Raw genomic sequence first — 17,803 nt, 5'->3', positions numbered from 1 at the left:
CACTGGCTCGTGACTACCGAAGAGTAGGTGAGGACGACAGGGTGGTGGGACACGTGCAGCGGCATCGGGTGGTGACCTTGGACGCGCTGCGCGGCGTCGGCGCCCTGCTCGTCCTCGTCTCGCACGTCGGCTTCTGGTCGGGCGCGTCCCGCGACGGCGTGCTCGGGGCGCTCGCCGCCCGCGGCGACAGCGGCGTCGCGGTCTTCTTCGCGATCTCCGCCTACCTCCTGGGGCGCCCCGCGCTCGCCCGGGCGCTGGCCGACGACCCGCCCCCCGCTCGGGTCGCGCGCTACGCCCGCCACCGAGCCGTGCGGATCCTGCCCGCCTACCTGCTCGTCCTCGCGGCCGTGGTCCTCGCCGCGCTCGTCATCGGCGGTCGTGCCGCCGACCCGGTGTCGGTGCGCACGGTGCTCGTGCACCTCGTCGTCGGGCAGGGCCTCGTCGGCCCGACCTTCCAGTCCTTCACCCAGACGTGGTCGTTGACGACCGAGGTGTGCTTCTACCTGCTCCTCCCCCTCGCGGCGGGCGCCCTCGGCGTCCTCCTGCGCCGCCTGCCCGGCGCGGCACGCGGGCGGGCCGTCCTCTGCGGTGTCCTCGTCCTCGCTCTCGTCGGTCTCGCCGTCCAGGCCCTGGCCGCCTCGGCCCCCGGCGCCGGGTGGTCCGGGCCGCTCGCGACGTCGGTCGTCGGGCACGCCGCGTGGTTCGCCGTCGGGCTGGTGGCCGCGGTCGTCTCGCTGGACGGCGCAGCCCTGCCCGCGCGCTGGGGCGCGCTGCGCGAGACGGTCGCGACGAGCCCCGGCACGCTCGTGCTCACGGCCGGTCTCGTCCTGCTCGTCGCGTGCACCCCCCTCGCCGGCCCCCGCGACCTCGCCGCGCCGTCACCGGCCGAGGCCGTCGTCAAGGAGCTGCTCTACGCGGTGCTCGCCGCGCTGCTCCTCGCGGCAGCGCTCGCCCGCGGTGCCGACGAGCGCGTCCAGAGATCTCCCGCCGCCGGGGCCGCCCGCTGGGCCGGCGACCTGTCGTATGGCGTCTTCCTGTGGCACGTCCTCGTGCTGCAGGTGCTCTTCGCCACGCTCTCGCTGCCGCTCTTCGCCGTCCCCGCGGGGTGGTTGCTCGTCGCGGTGCTCGTCATCAGCCTCGGGCTCGCGGCGCTCACCTGGGTGGGGGTGGAGCGTCCGGCCCTGCGGCGCCTGCGGCAGGAGCCGGTCGGGTCGCCCGCGGGCGCAGCAGCCCCGCGCTGACGAGCCCGAGCACGGCGCTGCCGAGGAGCTGGGCGACGAGCGCGCCGAGGGACTGCCGCTCGGCGACCCCGAGCACCGCCAGGGCCACCCCCGCGACGCCGAGGAGGGTGACGACGGCAGCGCTGCGCGCCCGCGCGGGCACGAGCGAGGCGGCCGCCGCCGCGAGCAGGCCGAGAGGCCCGGCGACGAGGAGCCCGACGAGGGCGGCGAGGAGCGGCGCCCCCCACACCGGCGCGGGTCCCGCGGTGGTGCGCCCGTCGGTCATGGGCCGTCCTGGGTCGGGCCCGGCGACCGAGACGTCCGCCGCCGCGGCCGAGACGGACCGGCGACGCCCGCCGAGCAGGCTCGCCGCCCCGGCGAGGAGCGCGACGACGGCGAGCACCCCGCCGACCGCGAGGCCGACCCGATGGGTCGTCGACGGCACGAAGTTCACCCGGACGGCACCGGCCTCCCCTGCCGGCACGACGAAGCCCTGGCGCCACCCGTCCACCGTCACCGGGCGCAGCACCCGGCCCTCCGCGTCGGTCGCTCGCCACCCGCGGTTGGCTCCCTGGTCGGTCGTCACGACGCTGTCACCGCCTGCGCCGAGGGTGATCGTCCGGTCCTCGGCCTCGCCGCTCACGCCCTCGACGGCGCGGGCCGGCGTCGGCGTGGTGCCGGGCTGGGCCCCGGGGGTGCGCAGGAGCACCCGCTCGGGCACGAAGGCCTCGCCGGCGACGGCCTCGACGGCGATGCCCTCCGGGCGCGCGACGGGCGCCGCTGCCGGGCAGGTCCGGGCGGGCAGGACCGTCCCGGCGATCAGCTGGTCCGGGCTCGCCGTCACCTCGAGGTCGACGGCCGCGCCGTCCACGCGCACGCGACCGGCCTGCCCGCACGCCGTCGTCACCGGTCCCGCCGCCGAACGGGCCGGACCGACGAGCTCGACCTCCGGCGCCACCCACTCGCCGGATCGCTCGAAGACGAGCTCGACGCGCCGCGTCGTGCCCGCCGGCACGTCGAGGGCCCCGGCCTGCGCGGGCACGAGCCACGCGCCGGTGTCGGTGGTGACCCGCACGAGGCCACCCAGGCGTGCTCCGAGCCGGATCTGGCTCACCGGCTGGGCCGAGCCGAGGTCGACGACGAGGCGGGGCCGGTCCTCACCCGGGTCGGGCTGCCACCGCGTCTGCGGGTCGCCGTCGAGAGCCGCCCCCGGCCTGGAGCGCAGCGACGCGCCGACGTCTTCCTGGTCGCCGCGCGTGCTGCCCGCGAGGTCCCACCCGCGGTCGAGGAGGTGCTCGAGGGCCGCACCGGGGCGCGGGCGCAGCCAGGCCGTCACCGCGAGATCGCCGTCGAGGCCGGAGACGCTGCGCCGCAGGCTCGCCGGGTCCTCGCCCTGGGCGGTCGACGCGGCCGCCCGCGGGTCCCGGGTGAGCAGCGCGGCCTCGGCCCCGGGCGCGGCGGGCAGGGTGAGCGCGGTCCCCGCGCGCCGGGTCCACGGGTAGGTCGGCGTCGCACCGAGGTCGACCTCGCTGAGCCCGACGACGGAGCTGCCCGCGGCGCGCTGCGGGGCGATCTCGACGCGCTGCCCGCCGGAGGGCACCGTGAGGGTGACCCGCCGGCCGGTCGCCGGCACGGCCACGTCGTCGCGGTAGCCCGCAGCACCCCCGCCGGGGATGCTCACCGCGAGCCGTGCGGGCCGCGCGGGGCCGTCGGGCACCGTGACGACGACGGGGGTCGCGCCCCCGTCGAGAGGGCGGTCGGGCTCGAGGACGACTCGAGGGTCGGGGTCATCCGGGTCGCTGACCCAGGTCGTCGTGGGGTCGCCGTCGACGAGGGCGCCCGGGCCCGCCGAGGCCGGGGCGCGGGCCCCGGCGAAGGGGTCGGCGCCCGTCGAGCTGACCTCGACGGAGCGGTAACCGGGCCAGGTCCGCGTCGTCGCCCGGCCGAGGACGTCGCCGGGGGGCAGGGCCCGGGCCCCGGTCGTCCCTGGCCGGGGGTCGTCCTGGGCGACGGTCGGGGAGGTCGCGGAGGCCGCGGGTCGCCCGGCGTTGTAGAGCTGCCACCGCAGGGTGTCGGTGACCAACTGCGGGTCCCGGCCCAGCGGCCCGGCGTCGCCGGCGAGCACGACCGGCGCACCGGGGCGGACGACGCCGGTGGCCTCGAGGTCGAGCACGCCCTCGGGCGAGGCGGCGGCCACGGTGACCGCGCCCACGGGGTCGCTGCGCACCCCCTGCGTCACCGCCGGGTCGGGGGCGACCGCCCACTGGGTGAGGGCGGTGCGACCGGCCCCTCGGGTGCGCACGTGCTCGATCCCCGGGCTCGCGACGAGCGCGGCCTCCATGGCGAAGGGGTCGGACGTCGGCTCGTCGGGTGCGCCGTCGTAGCGCAGGACGACCCGGCTCACGCCGAGCCGGCGCAGCGCCGACGCGAGCTCGGGCTGGGCCCGCCCGGAGGACGCGAGCCGGTCGACCCGGTCGACGAGACGGGTCGACCCGGGGTGGCCGAGCGGCGCAGCCGCCCGGACGAGGACCGGGCTCTCGGCGAGGGCGCCGAGCGGCTCGTCGTTCGTGCGTCCCCAGGACAGGTGGGCCATCCGGGCCGAGGGCAGGACGAGGGTGCTCCCCCCGTCGCGCTGCGCGGCCCGGTCGAGGTCGCCCGCCGTCTGGCGCACCTCGAGCGGGATGCGTTCGTACCCCCAGGCGTCGGCCACCCGCCCCTGCCACACCGGCAGCACCGACCCGACGACGGCCAGGGTGAGCGCGACCGCGCCGGCCTGGCGCAGGACCCGCCGGCCAGGGGCCGGCGAGCCGACCCGGGCCGCGAGGAGCGCCGCGCCGAGCGCGAGCGGGAGGCGGACGAGCAGGTCGGCCTTGTGGACGTTGCGCAGCGGCGCCGCCGGCCCGTCGAGCAGGTCCTGCACGAGCGGTGCGAGGGGCCCCGAGGCGGTGCCGGTGCGACCGACCGCCATGACGACGACGCCGAGGAGCAGGCACACGAGCGCCCACCGACGCGAGGCAGCGACGACGGGGTCGCGGTCCGGCGCGACGTCGCGGTCTGCGTCGCGTCCGACGTCCGGCGCGGCCCGGTGGGCGAGGAGCCCGGCGAGCGCGAGCCCGGCGAGCACGCACGTGGCGACGACGGCCACGGCGCTCTGCGCGAGGACCCAGCCCGACTGCCACACCGGGTGGTCGGCGTCGGTGAGGATGTAGGCCAGCCAGTGGTCCGCGCCGCGCAGCACGTTGACGGCGCCGGTCACCCCGGTCGTCGTCGCCGCGAGCTCGATGTAGTCGAGGAAGGGGTAGGAGTACCGGCCGAGCACGAGCAGCGGCGCGAGCCACCAGGCGGACCCGGCGAGCACGGCGAGCAGCCACAGCCCGGCGGCCCGCCGCCGGGTGCGACCTCGCGCGGCGGCGAGGACCCACAGCGCTGCCGGGGCGAGGGCGAAGAGGTCGACCGTCGCGTTGACCCCGCCGAGGCAGACCGTGAGCGCGGAGGTGCGCACCGCCGAGCGACGCAGCTCGGGCCACCCCGCAGCCGGGTCGGCGAGGGGCAGCACGACGAGCACCAGCCAGGGGGCGAGCGCGTAGGGCCACAGCTCGACCGAGCTCTCCGAGAGCATGGTGAGGACCCGGGGCGAGAGCGCGTAGAGCGCACCCCCGAGCAGGGCCGGCACCGTGCCGGGGACACCGAGGCGACGCAGCAGGCGCTCGGCGCCGAGGACGGCGACGACGAGCACGAGCGCCCACCACACCCGTTGCACCCCCCAGGCGGGCATCCCCAGGCTCGTGAGCACCCCGTGCACCGGCCCCATGGGGAAGAGGTAGCCGTACGCCTGGTTCTGCAGCTCGCCGACGCCGTTGTGGGTGCTCCACGCGTGGGTGGAGCGCTCGAGGTAGCGCCACGGCGAGACGGTGAGGTCGAGCTTCGTGTCCGGCTGCACCCGCCCCGGGGCGACGAGCCACGGCAGGAGCGCGAGCCCGGCGACGACGAGCAGGCGGTGCCACCGGGCGCGCAGCACCGCGACGCGCTCGTCGTGGGCGGCGCTCATCGCCGGCGCAGGACGAGCAGGAGGTTCCACGTGAGCACCTCGCGCAGCCCCGGGACGCGCAGGAGGTGACGGGCCGCGTCGGGCAGGTAGCGCGGGCGGGCCACGAGGACCTCGGCGCCGCTCGCGCGCGCCCACCGCAGTCCGTCGGCGACGCTCACCCGGTGCAGGGTCTCGCCCACCCTGTTCTTCGGCGGGTGGCCGTGGCGCCGGGCGTAGCGGCGGACGGCGCGCTCCCCGCCGAGCCAGTGCCACGGCGAGGTCTCGTGACCGCCCCACGGGGACAGCCAGTTCGTGTAGCTGAGGAGGACCACCCCGCCCGGCCGGGTGACCCGCAGCATCTCGTCGGCCACCCCGCGCGGGTCGCGCACGTGCTCCCAGACGTTGGAGGAGAAGACGACGTCGACGCTGCCGTCGGCGAGCGGCAGCCGGGATGCGTCGCCCACGACGCCCCCGTCGCGCACCGAGGCCACCGTCGGGTCGTGGTCGAGCGGGACGTAGCGGGCGCCGGCCCCGCGGAAGACCCGCGCGAAGTCGGCCGGGCCCGCGCCGACGTCGACGAGGCTCGCGCCGTCGAGCTCGACCCACTCGGCGAGGAGGTCGCGCGAGTCGTGCGCGAGAGCGGAGTAGAAGACGTCGGGCTCGCTCTGCTCGAGCAGGAAGACGCGGAAGAGCCGCACCGAGCGGCGCAGGCCGCGCCGGGGCACGGGTCGCCGCACGTCGTCGCTCACGGCGCCATCATCACGCAGGCGCGTGGGCCACGAGCTGCAGGGTCGGGCGCAGCGCCGGGCGCGCCAGCCGGGCGGCGACGACGGCCGGCACGCTCGCCACCGACGCCGCGAGCACCGGGCGCGAGGCCAGGACGCCACCGGGCGCCGGCCGCCCCCGGCGCCGGGCCAGGCTCGCGACGTCGACGCTCAGGCTGTCGAGGACCGGGCGGCGCACCTCGACGTCGACGAGGCCCGCGTCATGAGCGGCCCGGGCGAGCGAGCGCGCCGTGAAGAAGCGGACGTGGGTGGGGTCCTCGAGCATCCACCAGTGCTCGCCGTGCAGGCGCAGACCGCTCGAGTCTCCGGCAGGGGTGATGAGGCTGAGCGTGCCGCCGGGTCGCAGCAGGGCGCGGGCCGTCGCGAAGGTCGCCGCCGGGTCGGCGACGTGCTCGACGACATGGATGCCGTAGACGAGGTCGTGGCGGCCGAGGTCCTCGCCGGCCATCTCCTCGACACCGCCACGGTGCAGGCGTCCGCGGCGGGCCACCTCCGGGTCGACGTGGACCCCCAGCTGGTCGGGGTCGACGCCGGCGACCTGGGCGCCGTCGTCGAGGAATCGGCGCAGCAGGTGCCCGGCGCCGTAGCCGATCTCGAAGACCGACGCGGGGACGCCGCCGCGCACGAGCAGCCGGTAGGTGAGGTCGAGACGGACCCGGTCGAGGGTGGCCTCTCCTCCGTAGGCGAGGTCGCGGTGCGACGCCGGGCAGTGCTCGAGGTCGCGCTCGAGGTGGCCGCACTCCTCGCAGCGCCACAGGACCTGGTCGCGGCCGATCGCCCAGCCCCGGCTCCACGAGCGGCAGATCTCACACGCCCGCGACCGCCCTTCGCCTACCGTCCGGTAACCCACGGGGTTACCCTAACCGTCGCACCGGGGGCGCCCCGGTGGCCGAACGGGAGGACGAGGGCCAGGTGGCACGACGGAGCTCGACGACGAGCCGCGCCGACGGGGCGCTGCGCATCCTCTACCTGTCCTGGCGCGACCGGGAGAACCCCGAGGCCGGGGGCGCGGAGACCTTCACCGAGCGCACCTCCGAGGTCCTCACGGGCCAGGGCCACGAGGTCGTCATCCACACCGCCCGCTTCCCCGGGGCCCGACGCGAGGACCGCCACGGCGACGTCGTCGTGCGCCGCCGCGGGGGCCGTTTCACCTGCTACCTCCACGGGCTGTGGCACGTCCTGCGCCACGGTCACGAGTACGACGTCGTCCTCGACGTGCAGAACGGCGTGCCCTTCTGGTCGCCGCTCGTCTCCCCCGTCCCGGTCATCGACGTCGTCCACCACGTCCACAAGGACCAGTGGTCGGCGGTCTTCGGCCCCCGGCTGGCCCGGCTCGGCTGGGCGCTCGAGTCGCGCCTCGCCCCGTGGGTCTACCGGCGCAGCCGGTACGTCACCGTCTCGCGCTCGACCCGTGACGAGCTCGTCGGTCTCGGCGTCGACCGCGAGCGGGTCGACCTCGTGTACTCGGGCAACGACCGACCCGCGGACCTCGACACCTACGCCGCGCTCCCCCGCACCCCTGAGCCGAGCCTGCTCTTCCTCGGCCGCCTCGTGCCGCACAAGCACGTCGAGCAGGCCGTCGACCTCCTCGCCGAGCTCGAGGTCGACCACCCCGGTCTCGTGCTCCACGTCGTCGGCGACGGCTACTGGGCCGACGAGATCGTCGCGCACGCCCGCGAGCGCGGGGTCGCCGACCGGGTGCACATGCATGGCTTCGTCAGCGAGGAGGACAAGCACCGGCTGCTCGCGACCTCCTGGGTCGTCGTCATGCCCTCGCACAAGGAGGGCTGGGGGCTGACGATCGTCGAGGCCGGGCTGCACGGCACGCCCGCGGTCGCGTACTCCTTCGCCGGCGGGCCGAGCGAGTCGATGGTCCACGGCCGCACCGGCCTGCTCGCGGACGACCGGGCCCAGCTCGAGGCGCACGTGCGCACCCTGCTCGACGACCCGTGCCTGCGCGAGGACCTCGGTCGGGCGGCGCGCACCTACGCCGCGTCCTTCGACTGGCACCGCACCGGGCTGCGCCTCGAGCACGTCATCGCCTCGGTCCTCGGGCTGGCCCCGCGCCACCAGGACGACGTCATCGACCTCGACGCCCTCCTCGCGCCCCGCGACGCGGCGCTGGAGCACCGTCTGCCCGAGCCGGAGCCGCTGCGGGCCTGACCGCCGGGCACGACGAAGGGGAAGGACCGGCACGGTCCTCCCCCTTCGTGATGCGTGGGGCTCAGCTGTCGTACGAGATCAGCCGGGTGTGCTCCTGCGGCGTCTGGGCGCTGCTCTGGACCTGGACGATCGAGAAGATCGCGACGGCGGCGAGCAACGCGCCGATGACAGCGCCGGCGACGTTGTAGGCGACCTTGTTGTCGTTGTTCACTGCACGTCCTCTCGTGGGTTCCGGCGTCAGTGTAGCCGTGGCGTCGCGCCCGCGAGGGCGATGCTCGTCACGATGTTACCCGCGCGTCGCGTCGTCCGCGCGACGCCGTGCGGGCGCCCGCCGGTGCGCCCGCGCCGCGCCGACGAGGACGACGAGCGACCCGAGACCGGCCAGGACGAGGCCGACCGGTGCATCACGTCGCGGCGCGACCGAGGTCGGCCCGAGATCGGTGAGCGTGAGCCCGCCCTCGCGCACGACGACGGCTCCGCCGAGGTCGGTGCTCGTCGTGGGGTCGCCGGGCTGGCTCGCGTCGAGCAGGACGTAGCGCACGCCGAGCGCACGCAGCCGCTCGCGCTGCTCGGCCGCGGGGGCGTCGCCGCGGAGCAGCTCGCCGACCTCGGCCGCCCGCGGGTCCTCCCCGACCACCCGTCTCCCGGACACGGGCAGGTCGTCGCTGCGCACGACGTCCCGCCGCACGAGCCGATCCCACGGGTCGAGCACGACCCGACCTGCGTCCCAGGGGTAGGCCCGGTAGGTGCTCCACGGCAGGACGAGGACGGCGCCCTGCCCGGGTGCGTCGTCGACGGCGGCCGCGGCCGAGACGTACGCGGCCGGGTAGTCGACGCTCCCCCAGGCGCCCGCGCTCCCGAGGGCGAGACCCGGCAGCGTCGCGACCGGCCACACGACCGCGGCGACGACGAGGACGACGCCGGCCCGTGCTCGCACGAGGCCGTCGACGACGGCGCCCGCGGCGACGGCCAGGAGCAGGACGGCGGGGGCGAGGAGCTTCTGCGAGTCGCGGAGCAGGCCGGCGCCGGGCACGTGCTCGACGAGCGCCGTCGTCAGGGCGGCACCGGGCCCGGTGGCCGGGACCACGGCGAGGACCAGCGCGAGCAGCCCGACGAGGGCCGCCGAGCGACGGCGGGGGTCGGCCCACCACGACCGCCGCGCGAGGGCGGCGACGAGCACGGCGAGGGTGAGCAGGAGGGCGACCCCGGAGACGAGCACCCCGGTGCGCTCGACCGGCCACGACGGCTCGTGCCAGATGCCGCCGCCGAGCAGGGCCGAGCCGAGGAGGCCGAAGGGGGTGTCGGCGGTTGTCGCGAAGGCCTCGACCCCGGAGGGGTCGGCGCTCCACGGGGCCGCGGTGAGGAAGGGCCACCACCACGCGGCGGAGACCACGAGGCTCACCACGGCGACGACGGCGAGACCGCGCGCCCGGTCTCGTCGTCCGGTGCCGGCCGCGACGACGGCGACCGCCGCGACGATCGCGGCGAGCAGGTTGGTGGTCGACCCGCCGAGCCCGGCGAGCACGAGGAGGACGGGCAGCGCCCAGCGCTCGCGCGCCGGACCGTCAGCGCGGGCCCGCACGTGGGCCACGGCTCCGCCCAGCACCCACGGGAGCAGAGCGAGGCCGGCGACGTAGACCCAGTGCCCGATGGCCAGCCGCTCGGCCACCCACGGGTTCCACGTCATGAGAGCGGCGGCGGCGACGCTGCCCGGCCGGGTCGTCGCGAGACGCCCCGCACCGGCGCCGGCGACGACGAAGGACCCGAGCAGCACGACCTTCTGCACCACCCAGCCGGGCACGAGCGTCGAGACGAGCGCGACGACGAGATCGCTCGGGACCGCGCGCGGGACCGAGCCGTCCACCCCCAGCGTGCGCGCCGACAGCGGCAGCTGCGGGGTGAAGACCATGTCGTAGTGCAGCGTGTACCCGGGGGCCAGGGCCGGCCCGAGCGCGAGCACCCCGAGGACGAGGCCGACGAGGGCCCCGAGACGGGCGCCGCGCAGCGTGCTCACGAGCGGTGCAGCGCCTCGACCTCGGCGAACGCCTCGCCCATCGCCGCGCACTGGGTCGGCAGGTCGTGCTCGGCGAGCATCCGAGAGCGGTTGAGCGCCCCGACCTCGGCTCGCCGGGCGGGGTCCTCGAGCCATCCGACGAGCGCGTCGGCGATCGCCTCGACGGAGTCCTCGACGAGAGAGTTCGGGGCGTGGACCGCCTCGTCGTTCGTGCCGCACGCCGTCGTGACGACGGGCAGCCCGCTCGCCTGGGCCTCGAGGTAGGCCAGCCCGAGCTGCTCGGTCCACTTCCACGTCGGGCGCGGTGCGGTGACGAAGACCGCGGCCGAGCGCAGCAGAGCCGCGACGCCGGGCGCGTCCAGGGTGCCCACGTGCTCGACCCCCGAGCCGGGTCGCGCGGCCGCCTCGTGGACGAGGTGCTCGAGCGGGCCGCGGCCGGCGACGAGGAGCCGGGCGTCGGGCACCCGCGCCCGCACGACCCGCATCGCCTCGAGCACCCGGTCGATGCCCTTGTTCGCCGCGAGCGGCGAGGCGAAGACGACGACGGGCTCGCTCACGGGCTGCTCGGCGGGCACGAAGAGCTCAGTGTCGACGCCGGGCTTGACGACACGGATGAGCTCGTCGTCGAAGCCGCGCGCGAGGAGGTGGTCTCGCGCCGCGTCGACCATGCACAGGAGCAGGTCGGCGTCACGACAGCTCTCGAGGGCCTGCCGGTAGGGCGGCACCCGGTACAACGGCTGGTCGGGCAGGTTCTCCCACGTGATGACGGCCTGGAGGGGGTGGGCCCCGCGAGCCCGGGCCCGCCGACGCCACGCCGAGGCCTGGCCGGTGACGAGCGAGCACAGCTCGAGCGAGGTCACCCAGTCGTGGTCCTCGGCGCGCTGCTCGTCGAGCCCGCGGACCCAGGCGAGCGCGCCGGCCTCGACGAAGCGGCGCACCGGGCGCACGTAGGTGCTCGGCACCCAGGTGATGTCGCCGACCGGCTCCTGCTGGGCGAGCGCGGTGACGTGCGTGCCGGGCATGCGCGACATCCAGTACAGCTCGCGCCGGGCCCGCTGGTCGGGCAGAGAGACCCACAGGAGGCGACGGGTCACCCCTTCGTCCCCCGCGCCCGGTCGGCCCGCCCGCGGCGGGCGCCGAGGGCGTACCCGACGACCTCGAGCGATCGCATCGCGACCATCCCGGCGGCGTGCCCGGGGTCGCGCAGCAGCCGCCGGTGGTTGCGGGCGTACGAGCGCAGGACGGCGCGGCCCTGCGCCGAGACCGCGCCCTCGTGCTGCGCGGCGAAGGCGGGGATGCTGCGGCCGTAGTAGTAGCGCTTGCGCAGGACGTCGGCGATCGTCAGCCGCCCCTCGTCGTGGTCGACGATCACCGGGGCGAGCTCGATGTGGCGACCTGCGTCGCGCAGCCGCATCCGCAGGTCGGCGTCCTCCGGGCCGGACATCGACAGGTCGAAGCCCGCGTCGCCGAGGAGCAGCTCGCGACGCACGAGACGCGGGTTGTGCAGCCACGGGTCGTCGAGGTAGCACTCGCGCTCCAGCGCGCGGCAGGCCGTCCAGAAGCCCTCGCCGACGGTGCGCTCGGGCAGCGCGACGGCCGACGCACCGGTCGCCAGGGCGGTGTCGACGGCGACGTCGATCGTGCGCGCCGGCAGGACCATGTCGCTGTCGAGCCACAGCACCCACTCGCCGCGGGCCGCCGCGATCCCGGTGTTGCGCTGCGCGCTGCGCTCGGGCCCGGCGACGACGACGGTGCCGGCGAGCTCCCGCGCGATGCGCGGGGTCGCGTCGCTGCTGTGGTTGTCGACGACGACGAGCTCGACGTGCTCGTAGGTCTGCGCGACGACGGAGCTCAGGCAGGCGCGGATCGTGCGCTCGTTGTCCCGGGTCGGCACGACCACGGTGACGAGCGGTCGCTCAGAGCTCGACGGGCTCATCGCTGTCCTCCTTCTCGACGGAGCGCCACAGGGCGCCGGTGACGGCCCACACGAGGCCGGCGGCCACGACGTGGTGGGGCACGAGCGAGCGGGCGACGACGTCGGCGCTCACGGTCGGCCACACGTCGCGGCCGAGGACGACGTAGAGCACGACCCCGGCGAGCACGAGGGCGACGCCGCCGAGGATCAGCATGCCCGACCGGGCCCGGGGGTGCCGGGCGAGGGCGACGGCGGCGAGCCCGCCGAGCAGACCGCCGACGCCGAGGAAGAAGCCACCGACGAGGACGACCGCGACCTCCGCCGCGACCCGGGTCCGCAGCGCGGCCGGCAGGCGCCGGTGCGAGGCCGTCGCACCGGGCGGCGCGTCCCCGACGGCGCGGGCCGAGGGCGCGTCGTCCGCGGCTGCGTCGTCGGGCGTCGCGTCGACCCGCTCCCCCGCGTCCGGGTCCTCGAAGACGTCGTGGTGCTCGCGCGTCACCCCCGCGAGCGCGGGGGCCTCGTCGTCGCGTCGGCGCCACCGGGCGAAGGGGGACCTCTCGCGGCCCGGTCGCACGGCGCGCGGCACGACGGCGCGGTAGAGGAGGACGAGGCAGACGAGCAGGGTGAGCAGGCTCACGCCGAGCGCGACGTTGGCCCAGCGCTGCGGCGCGAAGTCGATGTGCACCGTGTGGGCGGCGTTGTCCTCGACGACCCAGCCGACCGCGTAGCCGTCGACGACGACGGGGTCGCCGAGGTCCTCGCCGTCGATGCTCGCCCGCCACCGCGGGTCGAAGCCCTGCCCGGTGCTCAGGACGTAGGGGCCGAAGGCGGGGCCGACCTCGACGGTCGTGCCGAGGTCGAGGTCGTCGTGGACCTGGGTCACCGGAGGGGGCGTGGGTCGGGCCACCGTGCGGCCCTGGACGTCGCGCAGGGTGAGGTCGTCGAGCTGCCAGCCCTCGACGGGACGCAGCTGGTGCTCGCCGGCGGAGAGCTCGACCCGCTCGCACGCGCGCCACGTCGTGCCGTCCGAGCCGGGGCCGGCGAGCGGGGCTGCCGGGTCGCTCGGGCGCATCCGCACCGGCTCGCCGTCGAGGGTCGCGACGCTCACGCACGAGGCGGAGCCGTCACCGGGCTCGACCCGGACGTCGCGGCCCGTGTCGATCGTCGTGAAACGGGCGGGGCGACCCGCGAGGCGGCCGTCGACCCGGGTGATCGTCACCCGCACGGTCCGGCCCCGCGTGCCCTCGGGCAGGTCGAGACGGGTCCGTCCGCGCCCGACGTCGTAGCGCCCGACGCTCTCGCCGTCGACGCTCACCTCGACCTGCGACGCGTACTGCGTCTCGCCCTCGCCCTCGGCGTCGGCCTCCTGCCTGATGACCACGCGGTCGACTGCGCGGGAGGGCCCGGAGACCTGCCACCACGCGTCCTGCATGTCCTGCGAGGGGACCCAGGCGGTGCCGGCGTCGCCGTCGGCGGCCCGGGACGCCCGCACGAGGGGGTTGTAGAAGTCGTAGGCGCTCGACGTCATCGTCCACCCGCGGGTGTCGTCGAGGAGCTCGTCGTAGACCGGCTCCACGTCCCCGTCGACCCGCACGTGCGCGCTCGCGCGGTACTCGCGGTCGTCGGGCACGGAGAGGTCCCGGACGAGGAAGCGCTCGGTGTCGTCGCTGGCCGACGCGGAGCCCGTCACCCGGCGCAGCAGCACGTCGAGCGGCATCTGCGCGAACTCCGCTCGCTCCGCGCTGCTCAGCTCGCCGTACAGCCGGTCGAAGGTCTGCGGCGTGCGGACGGTGCGCTCGGCGACGAGGTCGTCGCCGAGGTCGATCTCGGAGATCCCGACGAGGCTGAAGCCGTCGCCGGTGATCCCCGTGACCTCGACGCGCACCTCGTCGGCCTCCGCTCCCCCGAGGTCGACGCTCACCGGGCGGGTGCCCTCGACCGGCACCCGACGGGTCGTGCCGCCCGCGGAGACCTCGAGCTCGCTGATCCGCACGTCGCCGAGGGCCGTCGGGGTGATCCGGACCCGGCCGATCTCGCGGGCCTGCGGCAGGCTCGCGGTGAGAGAGGTCCCCTCTGCCCGGCGGAAGTCGCCGAAGAGCCAGGAGGTGCTCGGGTCGCCGTCCACGGCGTTCTGCGGGACGCCGTACGGCAGGTCGAAGAAGGCCCCGCCCTGCGAGGTCGCGCTCACCTGCACCCCGCTCGTCACGAGGACGCTCTGGTCGGCCGGGTCGTCGCCGAGGGTGCGGCTGATGCCCAGGGGCACGTCGGCGGGGAGCGGGGCACCCTGCCCGGCGGTGAGCCGGTTGGGGATCGCGTCACGCCGCTGGTTGGTGTCGGTGAGCACGAGGCGCGAGCGCTCCTGCTGCAGGGTCGAGCGCAGCTCGTCGACGCTCACGTCCTGCGCGTAGCGGAAGCCCGGGTTCTCGTCGAGCAGACCGGCGGCGGCCATCGACGCGACGGCCCACCCGTCACCGGCGACGAGGTACTGCCCGTCGAGGGCCGTCGCGCGCACGACCGGACGGGCGTCCTGGACGCCGTACAGCTGCAGCGGGGGCAGCAGCGCCTCGGCCTGGCTGGCCGGGGTCGACCCGGGCGCGAGGGTGTTCTCGCCGGGGCGGCCGAAGTTCGCCACGCCGCTCAGCCCGGGGTCCCCGGACAGCGCGTCCGCCGTCTGCCCCGGCCGGGCCCCGCCCCACGGCTCCCAGCGCACGTCGTGGCGCAGGAGGACCTGGTCGGCCCCGAGGTAGCGCGCGTAGACCGAGGTCTCGTGGCGCGGCTCGGTCCCGGACTGGAGGGTGTCGTCGAGGGCGGCGAGGAAGTTCGCGCCGGGCGCGGAGGTGTTCGGCGTCGTCTCGGGGATGACGGCGTCACGGGTGAAGAGGGAGTTCGGCAGGTCGTCGGGGCGCTCCAGGCTCCACCGGTAGGCGCTGCGGGTCTGCCCCGGCAGCACGAGCACCCGCCCGCGGTCGTCGCCGGCGTCGACCTGCCGGGCGGCGTCGTGCCAGTAGCCCGGGACGTCGAGGGGCGAGATGTAGAGGTTGCCGGTGAAGGCCGGTGCGGTCCACGCGAAGAGCGCGACGAGCGTGCCCGAGACGGCGACCGGTGCGAGACCGGGCGTGCGCAGCACGCGGGGCACGACCTGGACGGCGGCCAGCCCGAGCGCGAGGGCGAAGAAGAGGGCCAGGCCCGCGCCGATCTTGTTCGTCGTGCGGAAGGCGAGGAGCGCCGGCACGAGGTCGAAGGAGCGGGCGAGCAGCCAGGCGAAGGGGGAGCTGCCCGACGCGGGGAAGAGACCGACCATGACGACCGCGACGAGACCGGTCGTCACGGCGATGAGCCGCTCCATGCGCCGCGGCACCCACCGCAGCGAGGCCAGGGCGGCCGCCGGCCACAGGGCGGTGAGCAGGACGAAGACCGGCTGGGCGACGTAGGCGGCGTACTGGGGCACCCACGGACCGCTCGCGTCCCGGCCGTAGATCGCCCACAGGCCCAGCCCGCGCAGGACCTCGGTGAGCGAGGACACCTTCGCGATGCCCTCGAGGGTCTCCGAGCTCTCGACGATCTGCCCACCGGTGGTCAGGGCGGCGGCGGCCGGCACCAGCCAGTAGAGCGAGAGCAGCACGACGAGCAGCCCGCAGCGAGCGGTGACGGCGAGCACCTGGCGCCAGCGCAGCCCCTGCTCGTGCCGGACGGTGATCGCCAGCGGCAGCAGCAGGAGGAGCTGGAGCACCGGCACGATCGCGACGTTCATCCCGCTCATCGCGGCGAAGACGAGGGCGAAGGCCGCCGGCCAGCCCCACGAGCGGGGGGCGCGCAGGGCGCGCACGTAGGCGACGAGCAGGACGGGCAGGAGGGCCAGCGGCAACGCGATCGCCAGGGTCGACCCGGCCGTCACGGTGTAGGGGTTGGCGACGTACGCGACGCCGGTGACGAGACCGGCCCAGCGCGAGGCGCTCGGCACGAGGGTGCGCAGCAGACGTGACGCGCCCCAGGCGGCGAGCACCCAGAGCCCGAGGTGGAAGAGCTTGAAGGAGAGCTCGGGGTCGAGGCCGAGCGCCCCGAGAGCCGTCGTCACGAGGAGCACCGGGACGAGCCCGACGTTGAAGTTCGGGGAGCCGAGGTAGGGCGAGCTCGTCCACGACGAGAGGTAGTGACGCAGCATCTCGCCGGGCGCGAGGTACACCTCGGGCTTGATGTCGGTCTGGAAGACCCCCCAGCTGTTCGCGAGCACGACCGTCGAGAGGAGGGCCAGGAGGAGCGCCACGGTCAGGCGGTAGCCGGTCACAGCTCGGCGCACTGATGGACTCCACGGGCTGTCGGGGCTCGGACGAACCGTGCGAGCATAACCGACGTCCCCGGGAGGGGTACTGGCGAGTAGCCTCGCCCGTCAGCAGCCCACGCAGCCCGGGAGGAGGGGTCGTGACACGGATCCTGCCCGCCCGGTCGACCCGTGCGGCGAGCGCCCTGCTCGGCGTCGCCATGGGTGCGGCGAACGTCATGAGCTATCTCTTCGTCGCGCTGCTCTCCTCGACGCTCGGGCCGGCCGACTTCGGCGGCTTCTCGGCGCTCAACACCGTGGGGATCCTCTGCGCGATGCCCGCCGGGGCGATGCAGCTCGTCGTCGCCCGGCGTCAGGGCGAGGCCGCCCGCCGCGACGGGCGGGCGACCTCCGGTGCCGCGCTGTCCGCCGTCGTCGGTCTCGTCCTCGCGACCGCCGTCGTGCTCCTCGCGCCCGCCCTGCGCGACGCCTTCCACCTCGAGAGCGCGGCCTCCGCGGTGTGGCTGGGGCTCACGCTCGTCCCGATGACGATCACCGGGGCTCAGCAGGGCGTCCTGCTCGGGCAGGGCCGCCTCGGCCGGCTGTCCGTGCTCTACCTCGTCACCGCCGGCACCCGGGTCGTCGCGGGCGCCGTCGCGGTGCTCGCGGATCTCGCCGTCCACGAGGTCTTCGCCGCCACCTGCACCGCGGCGGTCCTCACCTGGGCGGCGGGGACGCTCCTCCTGCGCGGTCTGGCCACCCCGTCCGGGGCGGGTGCTCGCGAGGTGCTCGCCGAGCTCGTACGCTCCAACGCCGCGCTCGCCGCGCTCATGGCCCTCACGAGCCTCGACCTGCTCCTCGCCCGCCACCTGCTGACCCGCGAGGAGTCGGGGGCCTACGCCCTCGCTGCCCTCTTCGGCAGGGTCGTCTTCTGGGGCACCCAGTTCGTCGCGCTGAGCGTCGTGCCCGTCGCCGCCGGCAGCGGCGCCGGCCGGCAGCGCACCGTCCGGGGCGCGGGTGCGGTCGTCGTCGTCCTCGGTCTGCTCGTCGCCCTCGTGTGCGCCGTCGTGCCGGGCCTGCTCGTGCGGGTGACGGGCGGTGCGCAGTACGCCGACGCCGAGCCGCTGCTCGTGTGGTTCGCCGTCGTCGGCACGATGTGGGCGCTCGTCCAGCTGTGGCTCTTCGCCGAGATCGGCGCCGGGCGCAGCGCCCTGGGCTGGCTCACGCTCGCCGTCGTCGTCGTCGAGGTCGCCGCGATCTGGTTCGTCTGGCACGACAGCCCGGGGCAGGTCCTCCTCGTCGCCGGACTGGGTGCGGGCGTCGTCGCCGTCGTCGGGGCGCTCCTCGTGCCCCGCGACGAGCAGACCCCGGGCCCGGACAGCCCCGAGACGGCCGAGGCCCTCCACGCGACGAGCGAGTAG

General features: G+C 76.2%; 11 protein-coding genes. 3 read left to right on the top strand and 8 right to left on the bottom strand.

What is annotated here, in order from left to right:
- Nucleotides 1-68: 68 nt before the first annotated feature.
- Entirely contained in the window at nt 69-1,241 is a 1,173-nt protein-coding gene (locus tag EEW87_RS03250) for an acyltransferase family protein (RefSeq protein WP_163562368.1), read from the top strand.
- Here the strand turns inward: EEW87_RS03250 and EEW87_RS03245 are convergent.
- Genes EEW87_RS03245 through EEW87_RS03235 form a run of 3 tightly spaced genes read right to left on the bottom strand, consistent with a single transcriptional unit; the run spans nt 1,153 to nt 6,882 of the window.
- On the bottom strand, nt 1,153-5,298 hold the full coding sequence (locus EEW87_RS03245) for an alpha-(1->3)-arabinofuranosyltransferase domain-containing protein (protein WP_148041563.1): 4,146 nt from the start codon (nt 5,296-5,298) through the stop codon (nt 1,153-1,155). The two genes, EEW87_RS03250 and EEW87_RS03245, sit on opposite strands and share 89 nt — an antisense overlap.
- On the bottom strand, nt 5,265-5,996 hold the full coding sequence (locus EEW87_RS03240; protein WP_229298878.1) for a class I SAM-dependent methyltransferase: 732 nt from the start codon (nt 5,994-5,996) through the stop codon (nt 5,265-5,267). Before EEW87_RS03240 ends, EEW87_RS03245 begins: the two co-directional genes overlap by 34 nt.
- Before the next feature lie 10 nt (nt 5,997-6,006).
- Nucleotides 6,007-6,882, bottom strand: a complete 876-nt coding sequence (locus EEW87_RS03235; RefSeq protein WP_240341640.1) for a class I SAM-dependent methyltransferase — start codon at nt 6,880-6,882, stop codon at nt 6,007-6,009.
- Between the two features lie 62 nt (nt 6,883-6,944).
- Between EEW87_RS03235 and EEW87_RS03230 the strand changes: the two genes are divergently transcribed.
- A complete protein-coding gene (locus tag EEW87_RS03230) occupies nt 6,945-8,195 on the top strand; it encodes a glycosyltransferase family 4 protein (RefSeq protein ID WP_240341639.1) in 1,251 nt (416 codons plus the stop codon).
- Between the two features lie 61 nt (nt 8,196-8,256).
- Here the strand turns inward: EEW87_RS03230 and EEW87_RS03225 are convergent, their stop codons facing one another.
- From EEW87_RS03225 to EEW87_RS03205, 5 genes are all read right to left on the bottom strand, one after another.
- The gene (locus EEW87_RS03225; protein WP_163562367.1) at nt 8,257-8,406 is read right to left on the bottom strand and encodes a DUF2613 family protein; all 150 of its coding nucleotides are present in this window, start codon (nt 8,404-8,406) and stop codon (nt 8,257-8,259) included.
- A gap of 75 nt (nt 8,407-8,481) precedes the next feature.
- On the bottom strand, nt 8,482-10,209 hold the full coding sequence (locus EEW87_RS03220; RefSeq protein WP_123091672.1) for an MmpA family trehalose lipid delivery protein: 1,728 nt from the start codon (nt 10,207-10,209) through the stop codon (nt 8,482-8,484).
- Nucleotides 10,206-11,303: a glycosyltransferase gene (locus EEW87_RS03215; protein ID WP_229298874.1), complete on the bottom strand. Its 1,098-nt coding sequence runs from the start codon at nt 11,301-11,303 to the stop codon at nt 10,206-10,208. Before EEW87_RS03215 ends, EEW87_RS03220 begins: the two co-directional genes overlap by 4 nt.
- Nucleotides 11,300-12,145 carry a glycosyltransferase family 2 protein gene (locus EEW87_RS03210; RefSeq protein WP_123091671.1) on the bottom strand — a complete coding sequence of 282 codons (846 nt, stop codon included), beginning with the start codon at nt 12,143-12,145 and terminating at the stop codon, nt 11,300-11,302. Before EEW87_RS03210 ends, EEW87_RS03215 begins: the two co-directional genes overlap by 4 nt.
- A complete protein-coding gene (locus EEW87_RS03205; protein ID WP_123091670.1) occupies nt 12,126-16,421 on the bottom strand; it encodes an alpha-(1->3)-arabinofuranosyltransferase domain-containing protein in 4,296 nt (1,431 codons plus the stop codon). Before EEW87_RS03205 ends, EEW87_RS03210 begins: the two co-directional genes overlap by 20 nt.
- A gap of 122 nt (nt 16,422-16,543) precedes the next feature.
- Between EEW87_RS03205 and EEW87_RS03200 the strand changes: the two genes are divergently transcribed.
- Nucleotides 16,544-17,803: a lipopolysaccharide biosynthesis protein gene (locus tag EEW87_RS03200; protein ID WP_123091669.1), complete on the top strand. Its 1,260-nt coding sequence runs from the start codon at nt 16,544-16,546 to the stop codon at nt 17,801-17,803.

This window comes from Janibacter melonis (assembly GCF_003721155.3).
GTDB classification, from domain to species: domain Bacteria; phylum Actinomycetota; class Actinomycetes; order Actinomycetales; family Dermatophilaceae; genus Marihabitans; species Marihabitans melonis.
This window is presented reverse-complemented; position numbering and strand designations above follow the sequence as displayed.

What these genes read in the sequence shown, in the direction of transcription:
- EEW87_RS03210 (WP_123091671.1), bottom strand. Translation starts at nt 12,145, where the DNA reads ATGAGCCCGTCGAGCTCTGAGCGACCGCTCGTCACCGTGGTCGTGCCG.